Origin of the sequence: Micromonospora sp. NBC_01740, from assembly GCF_035920365.1 — a bacterium.
In the GTDB taxonomy this organism is placed as follows: Bacteria; Actinomycetota; Actinomycetes; order Mycobacteriales; family Micromonosporaceae; genus Micromonospora; species Micromonospora reichwaldensis.
This window is the reverse complement of the sequence record NZ_CP109150.1, coordinates 5,663,355-5,681,715: the sequence shown is the minus strand read 5'-3', so window position 1 is coordinate 5,681,715 and position 18,361 is coordinate 5,663,355. Positions and strand designations below refer to the sequence as shown.

Annotated in this window: 13 protein-coding genes; 6 read left to right on the top strand and 7 right to left on the bottom strand. The window is 77.4% G+C overall.

The window, feature by feature from the left end; translation table 11 throughout:
- Window positions 1-69: 69 nt before the first annotated feature.
- From OG989_RS25145 to OG989_RS25135, 3 genes are all read right to left on the bottom strand, one after another.
- Window positions 70-4,233: a SpoIIE family protein phosphatase gene (locus OG989_RS25145; RefSeq protein ID WP_327028679.1), complete on the bottom strand. Its 4,164-nt coding sequence runs from the start codon at window positions 4,231-4,233 to the stop codon at window positions 70-72.
- 383 nt (window positions 4,234-4,616) lie between these two features.
- The gene (locus OG989_RS25140) at window positions 4,617-5,318 is read right to left on the bottom strand and encodes an alpha/beta hydrolase (protein ID WP_327028678.1); all 702 of its coding nucleotides are present in this window, start codon (window positions 5,316-5,318) and stop codon (window positions 4,617-4,619) included.
- 220 nt (window positions 5,319-5,538) lie between these two features.
- A complete protein-coding gene (locus OG989_RS25135; RefSeq protein ID WP_327028677.1) occupies window positions 5,539-6,525 on the bottom strand; it encodes a LacI family DNA-binding transcriptional regulator in 987 nt (328 codons plus the stop codon).
- 157 nt (window positions 6,526-6,682) lie between these two features.
- Here OG989_RS25135 and OG989_RS25130 point away from each other — a divergent pair, with 157 nt between their 5' ends.
- Entirely contained in the window at window positions 6,683-7,903 is a 1,221-nt protein-coding gene (locus OG989_RS25130; RefSeq protein WP_327028676.1) for an MFS transporter, read from the top strand.
- A gap of 188 nt (window positions 7,904-8,091) precedes the next feature.
- Window positions 8,092-8,427, top strand: coding sequence for a hypothetical protein (locus tag OG989_RS25125; RefSeq protein ID WP_132234772.1), 336 nt, complete (start codon window positions 8,092-8,094; stop codon window positions 8,425-8,427).
- 45 nt (window positions 8,428-8,472) lie between these two features.
- On the opposite strand, the gene crcB is transcribed toward OG989_RS25125, so the two are convergent.
- Entirely contained in the window at window positions 8,473-8,835 is a 363-nt protein-coding gene (gene crcB / locus OG989_RS25120) for a fluoride efflux transporter CrcB (RefSeq protein ID WP_132234770.1), read from the bottom strand.
- The gene (locus tag OG989_RS25115; protein WP_327028675.1) at window positions 8,832-9,329 is read right to left on the bottom strand and encodes a fluoride efflux transporter FluC; all 498 of its coding nucleotides are present in this window, start codon (window positions 9,327-9,329) and stop codon (window positions 8,832-8,834) included. Before OG989_RS25115 ends, crcB begins: the two co-directional genes overlap by 4 nt.
- A 280-nt stretch (window positions 9,330-9,609) precedes the next feature.
- Here OG989_RS25115 and paaI point away from each other — a divergent pair, with 280 nt between their 5' ends.
- The 3 genes from paaI to OG989_RS25100 all read left to right on the top strand — a co-directional run bounded on the left by paaI (window position 9,610) and on the right by OG989_RS25100 (window position 11,876).
- Window positions 9,610-10,062, top strand: coding sequence for a hydroxyphenylacetyl-CoA thioesterase PaaI (gene paaI / locus OG989_RS25110; RefSeq protein WP_327028674.1), 453 nt, complete (start codon window positions 9,610-9,612; stop codon window positions 10,060-10,062).
- 69 nt (window positions 10,063-10,131) lie between these two features.
- Window positions 10,132-11,238 (top strand): nucleotide disphospho-sugar-binding domain-containing protein, encoded by a 1,107-nt coding sequence (locus OG989_RS25105; protein ID WP_327028673.1) that lies wholly within the window; start codon window positions 10,132-10,134, stop codon window positions 11,236-11,238.
- 71 nt (window positions 11,239-11,309) lie between these two features.
- Entirely contained in the window at window positions 11,310-11,876 is a 567-nt protein-coding gene (locus tag OG989_RS25100; protein ID WP_151457123.1) for a dienelactone hydrolase family protein, read from the top strand.
- Window positions 11,877-11,911: 35 nt separating this feature from the next.
- On the opposite strand, the gene OG989_RS25095 is transcribed toward OG989_RS25100, so the two are convergent.
- Together OG989_RS25095 and OG989_RS25090 are read right to left on the bottom strand one after the other, a co-directional pair.
- The gene (locus tag OG989_RS25095) at window positions 11,912-12,805 is read right to left on the bottom strand and encodes an aldo/keto reductase (RefSeq protein WP_327028672.1); all 894 of its coding nucleotides are present in this window, start codon (window positions 12,803-12,805) and stop codon (window positions 11,912-11,914) included.
- A 137-nt stretch (window positions 12,806-12,942) separates the two neighbouring features.
- Window positions 12,943-15,249, bottom strand: a complete 2,307-nt coding sequence (locus tag OG989_RS25090; RefSeq protein WP_327028671.1) for an AAA family ATPase — start codon at window positions 15,247-15,249, stop codon at window positions 12,943-12,945.
- A gap of 183 nt (window positions 15,250-15,432) precedes the next feature.
- Between OG989_RS25090 and OG989_RS25085 the strand changes: the two genes are divergently transcribed.
- Window positions 15,433-18,327 (top strand): helix-turn-helix transcriptional regulator, encoded by a 2,895-nt coding sequence (locus tag OG989_RS25085; RefSeq protein WP_327028669.1) that lies wholly within the window; start codon window positions 15,433-15,435, stop codon window positions 18,325-18,327.
- The last annotated feature ends 34 nt before the right edge of the window (window positions 18,328-18,361 follow it).

Here is an 18,361-nt window from a genome sequence, read left to right as displayed (position 1 = left end):
CCGTCGCCCACCCGACGCCGGCAACCTCGGCCGAACGCCACCGCGGCGTCCGGTCAGGGTGGCAGCCCGTCAGGTGCCGGAGACGCGCTTGACCAGGCGTACGGTGGTGCCGTCGGCGCTGCCGGCGACGGTGGCCTCGTCCATCAACCGAGTCATGATCAGCCGGCCCCGGCCGCGCTCGCTGTCGTCGGGGCTCGCGTCCCGCCACCCGCCCGTGTCGCTGACCACCATCTCCAGCCGGTCGGCGCGCAGCCGCCCCCGGACGGTGACGGACGCGTCCGGGGCGAAGCGGTAGCCGTGCTCGATCGCGTTGGCGCACGCCTCGCCGGCCGCGATCAGCACCGCGTCGACGTCGGTCTCGCCGATGCCGAGGCCGGTCAGCCACTCCCGCAGCGCCTCCCGCGTCGGCGCGAGCTGCCCCGGGTCGGCGGTCAGCGCCGCAGCGAAGACCGCTGGCTCCCGATGCCGGTAGACCAGCACCGCCACGTCGTCGTTGCGGGTGTCGGGCAGCAGGTCCCGGACCATCCGGTCGGCCAGCGCGCCCTCGGGCAGTTCGCGGCCCTGGGTGAGCGCGGCGACCGCCCGGGAGATGCCGGCGTCGATCAGTTCCCGCCGTCGCTCGATCAGCCCGTCCGTGTAGAGCAGCAGCGTCGAACCGGGTCGCAGCTGCGCCCCGGCCTCGGGCCGGCCGGGCACCGCGACGCTGGCCAGCGGCACCGAGCCGGCGCGGGTCAGCAGGTCGGCGGAGCCGTCCGGGTGCACCAGGATGCCCGGCGGGTGGCCCGCCGAGGAGTAGCGGAGCACGCCCAGCGAGCGGTCGATGATGGCGCAGAAGACGGTGGTGCAGGCGCCGCCGGGCACCATCCGGGCGAAGTCGTCCAGCGCGGACAGCACCTCGGCGGGGCTCTTGGCCTGCAGGAGCAGGGCACGCGAGGCGCTGCGCAGCTGCCCCATCACGGTGGCGGCGGGCAGGCCCCGCCCCACCACGTCGCCCACCACCACGCCGACGAGGTCGCCGGGAAGCTGGACCACGTCGTACCAGTCGCCGCCCACCTCGAGCGGCGCCACCGCCGGCTGGTAGCGGGTCGCGAACCCGGCCGGCAGGTCGACCGGGCCGAGCATCGCCCGCTGCATGGCCAGGGCCACCGTCCGCTGCGTCTCGAAGGCCCGTGCGCGAACCAGCGCCTGGGCCAGCGCCGCGCAGAGCTGTCGTACGAGCGGCAGGTCCACCGTCTGCACCGACCGGGGCGGGTCCAGCTCCAGCCACACCCCGCCGGGTGCCCCGCCCGGCTCGACACGTGCCCCGAGCGCGGTCACCCGGCCCGCGTCGTCGACGACCAGCTGCGGCTCGCCCTCGGTGGGCAGCCCGTCGAGCGCCCGCTGCACCTGCGGGGTCAACGTCAGGCCCTGGGTCACCACCAACGGCGTGCCGGCGGCGTCGGCGCAGACCGCCAGGCCGCGGGTGCCGTCCAGCAGGGTGCACAGCTCGGACAGGCCGGCGTCGAGCACCTCGGCCACGTCGGTGGCGCGGGCGAGCCGGCCGGAGAGCGCGGCCAGGGCGGACTGCCGGGCGGCGGCGCGGACGTCGGCGGTCACGTCGCGCAGGGTGGCGACCCAGAGGCGGCGGCCGGTACGCGGCTCCCGCAGCGAGTTGTAGACCGCCTCGGCCCAGATCCGGTGCCCGTCGGCGTGCCGCAGCGGCAGGGTGACCCGGCCCCGGCCGGAGCCCCGCGCGGTGCGCAGCACGTCGATCAGCAGGCGCCGGTCGGCGGGCGCGGCGTCGGCCTCCGGCCACCACGGGTGCGGCGGCGCGACCGGCGCCGCCAGTTGGGCGGTGCCGACCAGGCGGCAGAACGCCTCGTTCGCCTCGACCAGCGCGCCGTCGGCGTCGACCACGGCGAACGCGTCCTGCAACGACTCGATCAGGGCCGCCCGCCAGGTCGCCTCCTCGTTGCGCAACCGGGCCAGCTCCAGGTGCGCGCCGACCCGGGCCAGCAGCTCCTCCGACGAGAAGGGCTTGGCCAGGTAGTCGTCGGCCCCGGTCCGCAACCCCTCCACCGCGGCCTCCCCGCCGGCGCGGGCGGAGAGCACGATGATCGGCAGCCCGGCGGTACGCCGGTCGGCGCGCAGCGCCCGGACCAGCCCGAAGCCGTCCAGGCGGGGCATCATCACGTCGGTCAGCACCAGATCGGGCACCCGCTCGGCGATCCGGTCGAGCGCCTCTTGGCCGTCGGCCGCGACGACCACCCGGTGATGGGGTGCGAGCAGGCTCGCGAGGAACGCGCGCAGGTCGGCGTTGTCGTCCACCACCAGCACCGTCGCGGCGTCCCGGGCGTCGTCGTCGGTGGCGTCCGCCTGGGTGGGCGCGGCCTCCGGCAGCCAGTGCAGGGCCTCGGCGACGTACGTCTCGTGGGCCCGCTCGCGGCGCGTGGCCGTGGCGGTGGGCCGGCCGTACGGCAGGCGGACGGTGAACGTCGAGCCCTCGCCCTCGACCGAGCGCACGCTGACCTCGCCGCCGTGCAGGTGGACCATCTCCTGCACCAGCGCCAACCCGATACCGGTGCCCTCGTGCGACCGGCCGCCGGCGCCGCGTACGCGGTGGAAGCGGTGGAACAGCAGCGGCTGCTGGTCGGCGGGGACGCCGACGCCGGTGTCGTCGACGGTCAGCGTGACGTGCGCGTCGTCGCCCCGCAGCCGCAGCCGCACCGCGCCGGCCAGGGTGTACTTCAGGGCGTTGGAGAGCAGGTTGACGACCACCTTCTCCCACATGTCGCGGTCCACGTACGCGGTGCGTGGCAGCGCCTCGACGTCGACGCGGTAGCTCAGCTCGGCCTGGCGCATCGCGTACGCGAACGACTCGGCGACCCCGGCGGTGAGTGCCGGCAGGTCGGTCTCCACCCGTTCGGGGTCCAGCCGGCCGCCCTCCAGGCGGGCGAAGTCGAGCATGTCGTCGACCAGCTTGCGCAGCCGGCCGGTGTTGCGGTGCACCAGCTCCAGGCGCTCGCGCTGGCCCGCAGGAAGCGGCTCGTGCCGGTCGGCGAGGCTCTCCCGGACCGGTCCGGCGATCAGCGTCAGCGGGGTGCGCAGCTCGTGGCTGACGTCGGTGAAGAACTCCGTCTTCGCCGCGTCCAGCTCGGCCAGCGCGGCGGCGCGACGCCGCTGTGCCTCGTACGCCAGCACGTCGCCCAGCGCCGTCGAGACCCGGTTGGCCACCAGGTCGAGGAAGCCGCGGTACGCCTCGTCCAGCTCGCGGAAGGGGCTGATGCCGACGACCAGCACGCCGGCCGGGTGGGTCTGCCCGGTGGCCAGCAGGGGCAGCACCACGACCTCGTCCACGGGCACCCCGACGACCTCCCCGGCCCCGGCGCGGGGGTCGCCGGGCAGGGCCACTCCCCGGACCCGCGCGGGGCGGCCGGTGCGCGCCACCTCGTCGATCTGCGGCAGCCACCCGGTCCCCGCGGCGGTGTCGTCGGCCACGCCGACCGAGGCGGCCAGGACCAGTTCGTCGTCGGACTCCCGGCTGCCACCCGGCCCGGGGCCGGTGAGGTGGCTGCCGTCGTCCGGCGTGACACCCCCGGGACGTAGGTAGATCATCGCGGCGGGCAGGTCGGCCGGGCTGCCGGTGAGGACCCGGGCCGCCGCCCGGACGGCGTCGCGGGTGGTGTCCGCCGCCGCGATCGAGATCGAGCCCAGCTCGCGCAGCGTCTCCAGCCGCCGGTCACCCAGCACCCGGGCCGTGACGTCCGTGGTGGCCACGAAGACGCCGGGAACCCGGCCGTGCCCGGCGCGTACGGGGCTGTAGGAGAAGGTCCAGTACGTCTCCTCGAGGTAGCCGTGCCGGTTGAGCAGGAGCAGTTGGTTCTGCGCGTAGGTGGCGCCGCGGCCGGCGAGCACGTGGTCGGTGAGCGGGCCCAGTTCGTCCCAGACCTCCGCCCAGCACCGCGCGCCCGGCTGACCGATCGCGGCCGGGTACTTGTCGCCGAGCACCGGGGTGTACGCGTGGTTGAAGATCTGCACCAGCTCGGTGCCCCACCACAGCAGCATCGGGATCTTCGACGGCAACACCGTGCGCACCGCCGCGCACAGCTCCGACGGCCAGGTCTCCACGGGACCCAGCGCGGTGGCAGCCCAGTCGGTGGCCCGGTGCGCGACGCTGGTCGGGTCGTCGCCGGCGAAGAGGTCGTCGACGGACGCCCCGGCGCCCGCCGGTCCGACGCGCTGCTTCGAATCCACGTCCCGGCCCCCTGTCCCCGCGCTGGTCCCCGGGTCGCAAGCAGCCGCCGTGTCCTGCCCCTCATCGTCCCGCCGGAGTCACTTTCCCCAACCGGTCACGCCCGAACCGTTAATCGACGTGACCCGACCCGCACCCCGACCCCCACCCCGACCGGCGGCCCGCCGAGCGACTCCACGCCCGATCCCGCCGTCGCCCCGTCGCCCCGTCGCCCGCCGCCGCCCCGTCGCCCCGCCGCCGCCCCATCGTCGATCATGCAGTCGTGGTGCCCCGCGAATGCCGCATAACACCCCACATTGCCCACCAGAACTGCATGATCGGCAGCGGCAGCGGCAGCGGCAGCGGCAGCGGGGGCGGGGGCGGGGGCGGGCGGGGTGGGGTGGGGTCAGGTGGTCAGCCAGGTCGTGGCGCGGGTGCGGATGGGGGCGGGGATCTCGTGGGGGCCCGGGAACTCGTCGTAGGTGACGTCGTAGCCGAGCGAGCGCAGGCGGGGGACCAGGCGACGGCTGCACACGTCCACCGGCAGGACGGGGTCCCGCGTGCCGTGCGAGACGTAGACCCGGGGCCGGCCGTGGGTCACCAGCGGCGCGGCGAAGCCGGGGGAGAAGGCCAGCACCGCGTCGACCAGGTCGCCGTTGGTCAGGCCCAGGGAGAGGGCGTACGAGGCGCCGTCGGAGAACCCGCCGAACGCCACCCGCGCCACGGGGTAGCCGGCGAAGGCCATGGCCAGCAGGCCGTCGATGCGCCGTACGTCCGTGCCGAAGCCCTCGCCGCCGATCAGGTCCCAGCTGCTCGCCACCGCCTGCGGGGCGACCAGCAGCAGCCGGTGCGCGTCGGCTTCCGGTAGCAGCAGGTCCAGCCCCTGCCGGGCCGAGCCGCCGGCCCCGTGCAGGAGCAGCACCAGCCGGTACGGCGGCCCGTCGACCGGCTCGGGGGCGTACACCATCGCCAGCGCGGCGCCCCGCGGGTCGGTCAGCGACGCCAGCCCGGCGGCGGCCAGGGCGGTCGGCGGCGCCGGACGTGCGGCGAGCCGGCCGTGCCGGGGGTTCTCCGCCGGCTGCCGGTGCGGGGGCGCGGGCTCGGTCACCGGATCACCGCTCCTCGTCCTGGGCGGGCATGCGCCGGCGGTTACCCGCCAGCCCGACGCGCAATCCCACCGGCGCGTCCCGTCATGGGCGTGATCAGCGAGCGGCGCGACCGGCCGCGGGCGTGCTCGGCGAGCGGTGCGGCCCGCCACCGGGCGGTCGGCGAGGGGCGCGGTCGTCCATCGGCGGGTCCCGCCGGCGCGGTTGCGGCCGGGGGCCGGCTCATCCACTGACGCGGCGGACCAGCCGGGACGGGAACATCGTCGCCGGCGGCACCGGTCGCCCGCCCAGCACGGCCGTCGCCGCCGCCGTGGCGATCTGCGTCACCGGATGCGTCGCCGTGGTCAGTGCGGGGGTGGTCATCGCGGCGAGCGGGATGTCGTCGAAGCCGGTGACCGCGACGTCCCCGGGCACCTGGACGCCGTCGCCGCGCAGCCGGTCGATCACCCCGAGCGCGGTCGCGTCGCTGCTGCCGACGATCGCGTCCGTGTCCGGCCAGCGCTCCAGCACCTCCCGGGCCGCCGCCCGGCCGCGGTCCGCGCTGAAGTCGCCCGGCACCAGCCGCTCCGGCAGGGCGGCGTCGCGCACGATCCGCCGGTACGCGCCGACCGACCGGCCGGCGCAGGACAGCCAGCGAGGCCCGGTCACCATGGCGATGCGGCGGCGCCCGGTGGCGTACAGGTGCCGGACGACGGCCTCGGTGCCGCCGCCGTTGTCCACGTCGAAGGCCGGGACGAGGGGGGAGCCGATGCCGATCGAGGCCACCCGACCGCGCAGCCTCGCCGGGATCGCGTCCAGCACCCCCTCGGTGGTGTTGATCAGGACGACCCCGCCGACGCTGCGGTCCCCGGCCAGCCGGCGCACCTCGCCCGGCGACCGGGTGGGCAGCCAGTGCAGCGCCACCCCGAGTCCGTGCGGCGCGCAGACCCGGGCGCACGCGCCGAGCACCCGGTGGACGTACGGGTCGTCGAGGACCGTCGCGGCGGTGCCGGTCACCGCCACCACCAGCCGGAACCCGGTGCCCTGGACGAGCGCGCGGGCGGCCGGGTTCGGCGCGTAGCCGAGCCGGTCGGCGGCGACGTTCACCCGCTCGCGGGCGGCGGGGGAGGCGTAGCCGGTGCCGGCGATCACCCGCGAGGCGGTGGCCCGGGAGACGCCCGCCGCCCGGGCGACGTCCTCCAGGGTCGGTGGTCGGTGTGTCGTCGCCATTCCGGTCCTCCCCGTTGTCGGCCGTCGCGGCGTGGACGGTCGACCGAATCATCCCCCTCCGGCGCGTCCACGGTAAGGGGTGGGACCGGGTTGTCCTGAGAGCGCTCTCAGGTGTGGGATCGGGGCGGTAGACCACCCGAGGCGAGAGGACCGCCACGTGAGCCGCACCGTCGCCCCGCCCGTCGTGCCGCGCCCGGCCGTGCCCCGGGCGGTGCTGGCCGCCCGTACCGGCGTGGCCGTGGTCTTCGCGCTCAACGGCCTGGCCGTGGCCACCTGGTTCTCCCGGGTGCCCGCCGCCCGGGACGCGCTCGGGCTCAGCGCGGGCCGGCTCGGGCTGCTGCTGCTGGCCATGTCCGTCGGCGCGCTGCTCGCGATGCCCACCGCCGGCCTGGTGGCCCAGCGGCTCGGGGCGGCCCGCACGGTCGCGCTCTCCACCACGCTCCTCGCGGCCGGGCTGACGGTGACCGGGGTCGCCGCCGTGGCCGGCTCCCTGGCCGGGGTCGCGGTGGGCCTGTGTGCCCTCGGCTACGGCTCCGGCCTCTGCGACGTGGCGATGAACGTCGAGGGCGCGGCGGTCGAGCGGCGGCTGGGGCGTACGGTCATGCCCCGCTTCCACGCGGCGTGGAGCCTCGGGTCCGTGGCCGGGGCCGGGCTCGGCGCCGGGGCGGCCCGCCTCGGCGTGCCGGTCGCCGTGCACCTCGCCGCGCTGGCCGCGGTGGTGCTGCTCGGCACGCTGCTGGCCGTCCGGTCGTTCCTGCCGGTGGCCGAGAGCGGCACCGCCTCCGCGTCGGCGGCTCCGGCCGAGCGTCGTCGCGAACTGCTCGCCGCCTGGCGGGAGCCCCGCACCCTGCTCGTCGGCCTGCTGGTGCTGGTGTCGGCGTTCGCCGAGGGCAGCGCCAGCGACTGGCTGGCGGTCGCCTTCATCGACGGCCACGGCCTCAGCGAGGCGGCCGGGGCCGCGGTCTTCGGCGTCTTCGTCGTCGGCATGACCCTGGGCCGCACGGCAGGCACCGTCGCGCTGGACCGGTGGGGCCGGGTGCCCGTCCTGTCCACCACGATCCTGCTCGCCACGCTCGGCGCGGGCGTCGCGGTGCTCGCCGACTCCGGGCCGGTGGCGATCGCCGGCGTCGCGCTCTGGGGGCTCGGCGCGTCGCTGGGCTTCCCGGTGGGGATGAGCGCGGCGGCCGACGACGAGCGGCGGGCGCCGGCCCGGGTCAGCGTGGTCGCCGTGATCGGCTACACGGCGTTCCTCGCCGGCCCCCCGCTGCTCGGCCTGCTCGGCGACCGGGTCGGCACCCTGCGGGCCCTGCTCGTCGTGCCACTGTTGCTGCTGCCCACCCTCGCCCTGGTGCCGGCCACCCGCCCACCGGCTCGCTGAGCGGTTACCCGGGCCATGCTCGTCCGCCGCCCCGCCGGGGGCGGGTCCGCGCGGCGACGACCGGCCCGCGCGGCGACGACCGGCCCGCGCGGCGACGACCGGCCCGCGCAGGGGGCTCCCAGGTGCGGCGCAGGGGATTGCCAGGTGGCGGTGCTGCACTGGGGAGACGCCGAGGAGAGGAGCCGGGCATGGGCTGGTTCAACCGGCGGCCGCGCGCCGCCGACGCGACCCCGACGAAGCTCGACCGCGAGGCGACCCGGGAGGACCTGGCCGCGCTGGAGGCGTTCGTGGCCAGCCGCCGGGGCGTGGAGTTCTACCTGGAACCGGAGACCACGGCGACCGACACCACCGTGGTCGCCATCGCCCACGACGGCGAGTGGATCCGCCGTCGCACCGGCTCGCCGCGCGCCGCCGGCTCCATCGCCCGCAAGCACGCGGTGCCGCTGTACGAGGCTGCCCGCACCGGCTACCCGGAGCGGATGCGGGCGTGGAACCGGGCCCACCCGGAGCGCCACGCCCGCTGAACCGCCCGCTGGACCGCCTGCTGGACCCCCTGCGGAACCGCCCGTTCAGCCGGCGACGGCCCGGGCCAGGGCGAAGCCGACGGTGGCGGCGCCGAGGCCGGCGGCCACGCTGGACAGCACGTTGACCAGCGCGAGGAACCGCCGGCCCCGGCGCGCCAGCCGCAGCGTCTCGTACCCGAACGTGGAGTACGTGGTCAGCGCGCCGCAGAAGCCGGTGCCGAGCAGGGCGCCGGCGGTCGGCCCGACGGGCAGCCCGGCCAGGAGACCGAGCAACAGCGACCCGGTGACGTTGACGGTCAGCGTGCCCCACGGGTAGGCGCTGCCGAGCCGGGCCTGCACCGCCCGGTCGGTGAGGTAGCGCAGGGGCGCGCCGACGGCCGCGCCGAGCGCGATCAGCAGGACGGTCACCGGCCGGTCCCGCGCTGCGGCTGGCCGTGGCGCGCGGCGTCGAGCAGCCGGCCGGCGACGGCGTCGCCGAGCCAGACCGCGACCAGCGCCCCGAGCGAGGTGGCGGCCAGGTAGCCCAGGGCGACCTCCGGGGCGCCGGCGTCGAGCGCCAGGCGGACGTCCACGGCGTACGTGGCGAAGGTGGTGTAGCCGCCGAGGACGCCCACGCCGAGGAACGGGCGCAGCAGCGGTCGGCGGCCACCGGAGCGCTCCAGCGCCGCCATCAGGACACCGATCAGCAGGCACCCGGTCAGGTTGACGGCGAAGGTCGCCCACGGGAAGCCCGTCGGGCCGTGCGGGACGGCGTGCTGGAGACCGGCCCTGGCCAGGGCGCCGAGCGCGCCGCCGGCCGCGACGGACCCGAGCACCGCGCCGGGGCGGGTGGCCAGCTCGCCCCGGTCGGCGGGTACACGCAGGTCGACGTCGGGGTCGACCCGCGGATCCGGTCCGGTCACCTCGCCCTCCCCGCCGGTGCCACAGGGCGTGACCTCGGCGCGCGCCCGCCAGCCTAGCGTCCGTCGCGGCGGTCGTCGGGGCGTCGTCCCGGGCGCGTCAGCGCAGGACGGCAGCGTCGGGGCCGCCCCGCCAGATCCCACCACTGCGACCAGGAGAGCGCGACGCGACCCGGAGCCGGAGGGCCCCTGCCGGGTGCGTTGGTCCCGGGCGCGCGGGCCGGCGTACGGTACCGGGACCGGCGGTCGAGGGGGCCGCCCCGAAACAGGCGTGGAGCGGTCGATGGGCGGGACGGGGCGATCGTCGAGCGACGGCGGGACGGCTGAGGGGGCCGGGCGCGACGCCGCGTACGCCATGTTCGCCGCCGACGTCGCCAGCCGGGGCCTCGGCATCGAGCTGGTGGAGGCCGCCGGCGGCGCGGCGGTGGCCCGGATGCGGGTGACCGCCGCGATGGTCAACGGCCACGCCATCGCCCACGGCGGGTTCGTGTTCCTGCTCGCCGACACCGCCTTCGCGCTGGCCTGCAACAGCCACGGCCCGGCCACCGTCGCCGCCGGCGGCGAGATCAGCTTCGTCCGTCCCGCCCACGAGGGTGACCTGCTGACGGCGCACGCCACCGAGCGCACCCGGTACGGCCGCAGCGGCATCTACGACGTCACCGTGACCCGGGACGACGGCGCGGTGGTGGCCGAGTTCCGGGGCCGCAGCCGCACCCTGCCCCCGACCGCCGGCTGACCCGCCGCCGTCCGGGCCGCGTCTCCCGGTGCCCCCATGACAGGCTCCGCCGCGGCTAGCATCGGCGCGGTGCGAGTACTGGTGGTCTCCGCGCCGTTGATCGGGCACGTCGCTCCGCTGCTGCCGCTGGCCGCCGCACTGCGCGACGCCGGCCACGAGGTGCTCGTCGCCACCGCCGCCGACGGGCTGCGGGCGATGCGCCCCGGACTGCCGGCGCGCGACGTCGCGCCCGCGTTCGACTTCGGGCGCATCGCCCGCCGCGTACTGCTGCGCCACCCGCTGACCGCACGGGCCGAACTGGCCGGCACCGCCGGCACCCGGGGCGCGGGGCTGCTCTTCGGCGCGGTCAACGACCAGCTCGCCGACGGGGTGGTCGCCCTCGCCGGGCAGTGGCGACCCGACCTGGTGGTCCACGAGCCGTTCGCGGTGGCCGGCGCCCTCGCCGCCGCGACGCTCGGCGTGCCCGCCGTACGCCAGGAGAACGCCCTCTTCGACGGCCGCGAGCTGGCCCGGGCGACCCTGGCGGGGCTGGGGCCGGCGCTGCGCCGGCACGGCCTGACCGAGCTGCCGCCGCCGGCCGCCGCGATCGCCGTCGCCCCGCCCAGCGTGCTGCGTCAGGACGGCTGGCCGATGCGCTACGCCACCGAGGCGGGCGGCGAGCTGCCGGACTGGCTTCGCGAGCCGGGGGAGCGGCCCCGGGTGCTGGTCAGCCGCAGCACCATCGCCGGCCCCGGCAGCGCCGGACCGATGCCGGCCGTCGTCGCCGTCGCCGACCGGGTCGACGCCGAGTTCGTACTGGTCCGCCCGGAGGCGCGGCTGGCCCGCCGGGCGCTGCCCGGCAACGTGCGTACGGTCGACTGGATCCCGGTCCCCGCGGCCCTGCCGGCGAGCGCGGCGCTGGTCCACCACGGCGGCGCGGGCAGCGTCCTGAGCGCGCTGATCGCCGGGGTGCCGCAGCTGGCCACCGTCGGGGCGGGCGACCGGCGGCACAACGCCGAGCTGGTGGCCGCGCGCGGGGCCGGCATCGCCGCCCGCACCCGCGACATCACCGCCGACACCCTGACCCGGCTCGTCACCGACACCGCGCTGCGCGACGCGGCGCGGCAGGTCAGCGCCGAGATCGCCGCCATGCCGGCGCCGGGCGAGCTGGTGCGGCGACTGGAATCGCTGGGCTGACCCGGCCTCGCGTCGGCGGCGGGTCAGCGCGGCGGCCCGGCCCCGTCGCATTCGTCAGACAGAATGTCCCGATGGGACACGTCGTGCTGTTTCATTCCGCCTACGGGCTGCGACCCGCCGTGTTGACGGCCGCCGACCGGCTGCGCGCCGCCGGCCACCACGTCGTCACCCCCGACCTCTACGGCGCGCCGGCCGTCGACACGATCGAGGCGGGCTTCGCCCTGCTCGGCGAGGTCGGCGAGGTGGCCGTGATGGGCCGGGCCAGGGCGGCGCTGCACGAGGCGCCGCCCGAGGCGGTGCTGGCGGGGTTCTCCATGGGGGCCGCAGTGGCCGGCGCGCTGCTGGCCGAGCGCCCCGCCGCCGCCGCGCTGTTGCTGTTGCACGGCGCCGGCGGTGCGCCGGAGGCGGTCCGTCCGGGCCTGCCGGTGCAGCTGCACATGGCCGACCCGGACGAATACCCCCCGGAGCCCGAGCTCGGCCGGTGGCAGCGGGCGATCACCGGCGCGGGCGCGGAGCTGAGCGTCCACCGCTATCCCGGCGTCGGTCACCTCTACACCGATCCCGACCTGCCCGACCACGACCCGGCGGCCGCCAGCCGGACGTGGGAGCGGGCGGTCGCCTTCCTCGACGGTCGCTGACGCGCCACCATGCCGCGCGGGCGGGGCGCCCGCGGTCAGCGGAGGCGGGCCAGGTCCTCGGGGGTGAGCCGGATCGCCCCGGCCGCCACGTTCTGCGCCAGGTGCGCCGGGTCGCCGGTGCCGGGGATGGCCAGCACGTGCGGCCCCTGGTGCAGCGTCCAGGCCAGGCGGATCTGGTGCGGGGTCGCGCCGTGCGCGCGCGCCACCGCCCGTACGGCCTCGTCGTGGTCGTCGCCCGCGCCCGACTCCCGCCCGGCGCCCGCGATCGCGAAGAACGGCACGAAGGCGATCCCCCGCTCGCCGCAGACCCGCAGCAGCTCGTCGGCCCACCGGTTCACGTCGAGGGCGTACGCGTTCTGCACGCACACCACCGGCGCGATGTCCCGCACCTCGTCCAGGTGATCCACCCGCACGTTGGACAGGCCGAGATGCCGGATCAGCCCGGCGTCGCGCAGCTCGGCCAGGGCGGCGAACCGCTCCGCCACCGAGTCCCGCCCGGGTCGCCGGACGATCCGCAGGTTCACCACGTCCAGGTGGTCCCGGCCCAGGCGGCGCAGGTTCTCCTCCACCTCCCGGCGCAGCTCCGCCGGGCCCAGTTCCCGGTGCCCGGTCGCCTCGTCGAAGGACGGCCCGACCTTGGTGGTGACGACCAGGTCGTCCGGGTACGGCGCGAGGGCCTCGCGGATCAGGTCGGTCGCGTACCGGGGCGAGCCGGTGCCGACGCCGAGCGGCCCGCCCGGCGAGACGTAGAAGGCGGCGGTGTCGATGTGGTTGACGCCCAGCTCGACGGCCCGGCGCAGGACGCGGACGGCGCGCGCCCGGTCCGGGTCGACGGTGAGCCGCATGGAGCCGAACCCCATCCGGTGCACGGTCCGGTCGCCGAGCGTCCAGGTACCGGCGGCGGAGGCGGTGATCTCTTCGACAGGCATCGGGCGAACCTAGCCAGCCGACCCCGAGGCGCGCACTCGGTCGGTCGCCCGATACCGCCCGGATCGAATTCCCGTTAGTTTGGATCGTGGGGGAGATCCCCTGGCCGCCCCCTCCCCGCGTCCAACACACCGCCCGCTCACGCCGCGACCGGCCTGCCGCGCGGCAGGACCCACCTCGGCCGCTGCCCGCGCCCCTGCCGCCGCGCCGAACCGCCCGCCCCGAGGGCTGCCGTCGCAGCGGGGCCGGCCGGGTGCTCGGCGAGGTCGTCGGCCGTGCCGGCGGTGGACTTGCCGGTCTTCAGGTCGATGGCGACGCGGTCGCGCGCGGTCGACGGGGCGGGGCCGGCCGAGGGGCGGCGATCGCGGGCCGCGATCCAGCCGTGCAGCTCCACCACCCGGCCGCCCCCGACACGTTCCGCGGGGACGGCGACCAGCGGACCGGGCGCGGAACGCGCCCCCGGCAGCACCGCGATCCGGGGCACGTCGGCGACCCGGGGCACGTCGGCGACCAGGGGCACGTCGGCGACCTGGAACGCGCGGGCGGGCCGGGGCGGGGCAGCGAGACGGGGCGCGGCGGCGGGCCGCCGCAGTGGTGCCGGGTGCGACCCGCGAGCGTTCCGGGCCGCCGGGCGGTCGGCGTCGGCGCGCGCCGGCACCGGCGGCACCTGGGCGGTGGGGGCGTGCACGACCACGGGCACCGAAGGGGCGTCCGACTCCGCCGGCCGCCCGGCCCGGCGGGCGAACGCGGCCCGCGCCGCCCTCGGCAGCCGGGCGTACGCGACCTCGCGGACCACCGCGTCGGCGACGGCGTACCGGCCGTCGGGGCGGGTGACCAGCAGACCCGTCGCGGCCAGGGCGCGCAGCACCGGGGCGGCCCGCCCGGGAGCCCAGTCGAGCAGGCGCGCCACCGTCGCGGCGGTGATCCCCGCGCCGACGGTCGCGACGGCCATCAGCACGGCCCGCCGCGCCCCGTCCAGGCGGTCCAGCCGGGCGTCGACCTCCCGGCGCACCGCCTCCGGCACGGACCGCGCCGCGTCCGGCGACGCCACGTACGCGACGGCCCGCCCCGGGTTGCCGCCGACCAGCGGCAGGAGCCGGGTGATCGCCGCCGCCGTCGGCCGGTCGGCCCGGCCGAGCAGGTGCCGCAGCAGCCGTCCGGTCTCCACCGGGCGCAGCGGCGGCACCGCCAACCGGTGCCGACGGTCCCGCGGGCCGGGCAGCGCGCCCGTCCACTCGGCACGGTGCAGGGTCACCACCACCAGCGGCAGCGACCGCGCGGTGGCCGCCGCGAAGAGCCGGTGCAGGAAGCGGTGCAGCGTCGCGGTGGCCCGGTCGAGGTCGTCCACCGCCACCATCACCGGCTGCCGGGCCGCGAGCCCCAGCAGCGCCTCCCGCGCCACCTCGGCGCCCCGCGCCGCGTCGCCGGAGCCGTCCGGCGTGCCCAGCAGCGCCTCCAGCGCGTACACCGCCTCGGTCAGGCCGGCGGGCGGCACCAGGTCCGTGAGGGCGGCGGTGAGTCGTCGCCGTACCGTCGCGGGCGGCTCACCGGCGCGGAGGCCGGCGAGCCCGCGCACCAGGTCCGCGACGGGCGCCAGGGGCTGCGGGTACGGCGGGCAGTGCGCGACGCACCAGCGCACCGGCACCCCGTCCACGGTCCGTACCGCCCGGGTCAGTTCGTGCAGCAGCCGGCTGCGCCCGCTGCCGGCGGGACCGACCAGCGACAGCCAGCGCGGGTCGCGGCCCCGCACGGCCCGGACGATCAGGTCCCGGGCGGCGGCCAGTTCCCGTCGCCGCCCGACCAGCGGCCCCTCGTGCCGGGTCGGGGCCTGTCGGGTGGTGCCGGTGGCGTGCCACACGTCGACCGGCAGCGCCTTGCCGGCCAGGGCCACCGGCGGTACGCGGCGCTGGTCGACCAGTCCCACGGTGGCGCGGTGGGTGGCCGCGCAGAGCGCCACCCCGCCCGGCGGGGCGTACTCCTGCAACCGCGCGGCGGTGGTGATCACCGCGCCGCTGGCGACGCCGTGCCCGCCGTCGCGCGCCGCGGCGAGGTCCACCAGCGCCTCACCGGTGGCCACCCCGGCCCGGACCCGGAGGCGCGGCGCGCCGGGCGGCGGTCGCCGGTCGAGGGCCCCCTGGATCTCCAGCGCCGCCCGCACCGCCCGGTACGCGTCGAAGCCGTCGGACCGGCGGGCCCCGAACAGGGCCATCACCGCGTCGCCGACGTACTTCTCGACCACCCCGTGCCACCGGCGCAGCACCCCGCCCACGGTGTCGAAGTAGGCCCGTTGCAGGATCCGCACGTCCTCGGGGTCGAGCCGCTCGACGAGCGCGGTCGACCCGACGATGTCGACGAACAGCACGGTGACGAGGCGTTTCTCCTCCGGTACCGGCCAGCCTGCCGAGGTGGACCGCTGCGAACCGGCGACGATGGTGGCCATGGGCATCGCACCCGCCTTCCCCACGGTGCTGACGACGCCTCGGACACTGTCACCGATGGGCCGACGGGGGATCTGCCGAACGACGTATGTCCACCCTGCGCAACCGTCGGTCGCGATCTCGACGCGAGGAGTACCACAGGCGCGAAAGACCCGTAGAACGGTGCGGGGCACTTGACTAGGCTGCGTGCCATGGCCAGCGACGTGGACACCGCACCACTCGTCGGCCGGGCCGACCTGGTGACGACGGTACGATCCGTGCTGCTCGACGACGTCACGCAGGGGAACACCGCCGCCGTCTTCCTCACCGGCGAGAGCGGCGTCGGCAAGACCCGGCTGCTGCGCGAGGTGGGCACCCGGCTGCGCGACGCCGGGGCCCTGGTGCTCACCGGCTCCTGTCTGGACATCGGCGACGCCTCGCCCCTGCACCCGCTGCTCCAGGCGCTGCGCCGCCTCGACGCCGAACTGACCGGTGCCCAGGCCCGGACCTCCTCGGCGGTCCGTGACCTCCTCGGGGTGTTCGCCGAGGAGACCGCCGGCCCGGACGGCGCCGGGGCGCTCCTGGAGCGGGTCTCGCGGGGGCTGCACCTGATCGCCGAGGGGCGCCCGCTGGTGCTCGTCCTGGACGACCTCCAGTGGGTCGACCGCAGCACCCGCCAGCTGCTGCTCTACCTGCTGGCCGGGTTGGGCGACCTCCAGTTGTCGGTGCTCGCGGCGGTGCGGGCGGAGTCGTTGCAGGGCGCGCACCCGCTGCGCCGGGTGCTCACCGAGCTGCGCCGGCTGCGTACGGTGCGGGTGCTCGACCTGGCCCCGCTGGACCGGGCCGGCACCGACCGGCTCGCCACCGCCGTGGTCGGCCGGGCGCTCACTCCGGAGGCGGCGGAGCTGGTGTGGCGGCGTAGCGGCGGCAACCCGTTCGTGGTGGAGGAGCTGGCCCGCGACCTGCGCGACGGGCGGGACGAGCTCTCCGACACGCTGCGCGAGATATTCCTGGCCCGGGTGGACGCGCTGCCGCAGCACGCGCACGCCGTGGTGCACGCGGTGGCGGCCGGCGTCGAGCCGGTGGGGCACTGGCTGCTGGCCCGGGTGGTGCGGCTGCCCGAGGACGAGCTGATCGAGGCGGCCCGGGCGGCGGTCGCCCACCGGCTGCTGGTGAGCGCGGACGACGGCTACCGGCTGCGGCACCGGCTGGTCGCCGAGGTGCTGGAGCACGAGCTGCTGACGGCCGAGCGGGCCGCCCTGCACCGCCGCTACGCCGAGGCGCTCACCGCGGCCCCGGCGGAGCTGCACCAGGCGCGCCTGGCGCACCACTGGCGGCTGGCCGGCGAGCCGGCGCGGGCATTGCCGGCGGCGATGGCCGCGGCCCGGGAGGCCGAGCGGCTGCACGGCTGGGCCGAGGCGCACCGGCACTGGTCGGTCGCGTTGCAGCTGGCCGCCGCGCCGGGCGTCGCACCGCCGGAGGTGGACCGGGTCACGCTGCTCAGGCACGCCGCCGAGGCCGCCCATCACTGCGGCGAGCACGCCCGGGCGCTGACGCTGATCGAGGAGCTGGCCGCCGCCGACGCCGACCCGTCGGCCTGCGCGCTGCGCATCCGCCGGGCCCGCTACCTGGCCGCCGCCGGCCGCTCGGCGCCGGCCGAGGCGGAGTACCAGCTGGCCCTGGAGGCCGCCGACTGCACGCCCCGGGAGCGGGCCACGGCCGCGGCGCACCTGGCCGAGCTGCTGCTGCACCTCGGCCGGTACGCCGACGCCGGCCGGCGGGCCCGGGAGGCGCTGGAGCTGGCCGCCGAGGTGCCGGGCTCCACGTCGGAGGTGGTGCTGGCCAGCGCCGCGCTCGGCTTCTCGGAGGCGTACCTGGAGGACCCGGACGCCGGGCTGGCGGTGATGCGCCGCGCGCTGGAGACCGCCGAGCGTTCCGGCCGCCCGGAGGACGTGGCGTGCGCGTACCTGCACCTGGCCGAGCTGTTGACCGGCCCGCTGAACGTCCTGGAGGAGGGCGTCGTGGTGGCCCGCCGGGGCGCCGAGCGGATGGCCGAGCTCGGCCTGGGCCGCACGTACGAGACCCGGCTGCTGGCCATCGCCACCAACGGGCTGTTCCGCGTCGGGCAGTGGGCCGAGGCGGAGAAGGTGGTCGCGGCGGCGTTGCGGCACCGCCCCTCCGGCGCGGACGCGGTGGAGCTGCTGTTGGCACGCTGCCGGCTGTCGGTGGGCTACGGCGACGTCGAGGCCGCCGACCGCGACCTGGACGCGGTGGCCACGATGCTCGCCGGCGGCGGGGCGCGGCACGTGATCCCGCTGCTCACCCTGCGGGCGGGGCTGGCCATGTGGCAGGGCCGGCACGACCTGGCCCGGCAGGCGGTGCAGCGCGGCCTGACCGAGAGCCGCTCCGACGACGTGGGGATCCTCGCCGCGCTGGTGTGGCACGGCCTGCGGGCCGAGGCCGAGGCGCACGCCGGCCGCGCCGTGGCCGTCGACCCGACGGCGGTGCGGCGGCTGCGGGAGGTGGCCGACCGGGTCGCCCGCAAGAGCGAGCACGCCGCCCGCCCGGTACGCGACGTGGTGGACGGCTTCCTGGCGCTGTGCGCCGCCGAGGTGAGCCGCCTGGAGAGCAGCGACCCGGAGCTGTGGGCCCGCTCGGTGGCGCAGTGGGACCGCCGTCACCACCCCTACCCGGCGGCCTACTCGCGGCTGCGGCAGGCGGAGGCGCTGCTGGCCCGGCGCAGCCGCAGCGCCACCGCGGGCAAGCTGCTGCGCCAGGCGTACGAGGTGGCGCAGGGGCTCGGCGCGGTGCCGCTGACCTCGGAGATCCGTACCCTCGCCGGCCGGGCGCGGGTGTCGCTGGAGGAACGTCCGGCCACCGGCGCTCCGGCCGCCGGGGCGGACGGCGACGAGCTGGCGGCGCTGACGGCCCGGGAGCGGGAGGTCCTCGCCGCCGTCGCCGAGGGGCTCACCAACCGGGAGATCGGCCAGCGGCTGTTCATCAGCGAGCGCACCATCGGCGTGCACGTCTCGCACATCTTCGACAAGCTCCAGGTCCGTACCCGGGTGCAGGCCAGCGCGATCTTCCTACGCAACCGGCCCGGCTGACGCGCGGCGCGGATACGTCGTTCTACTGATCCGG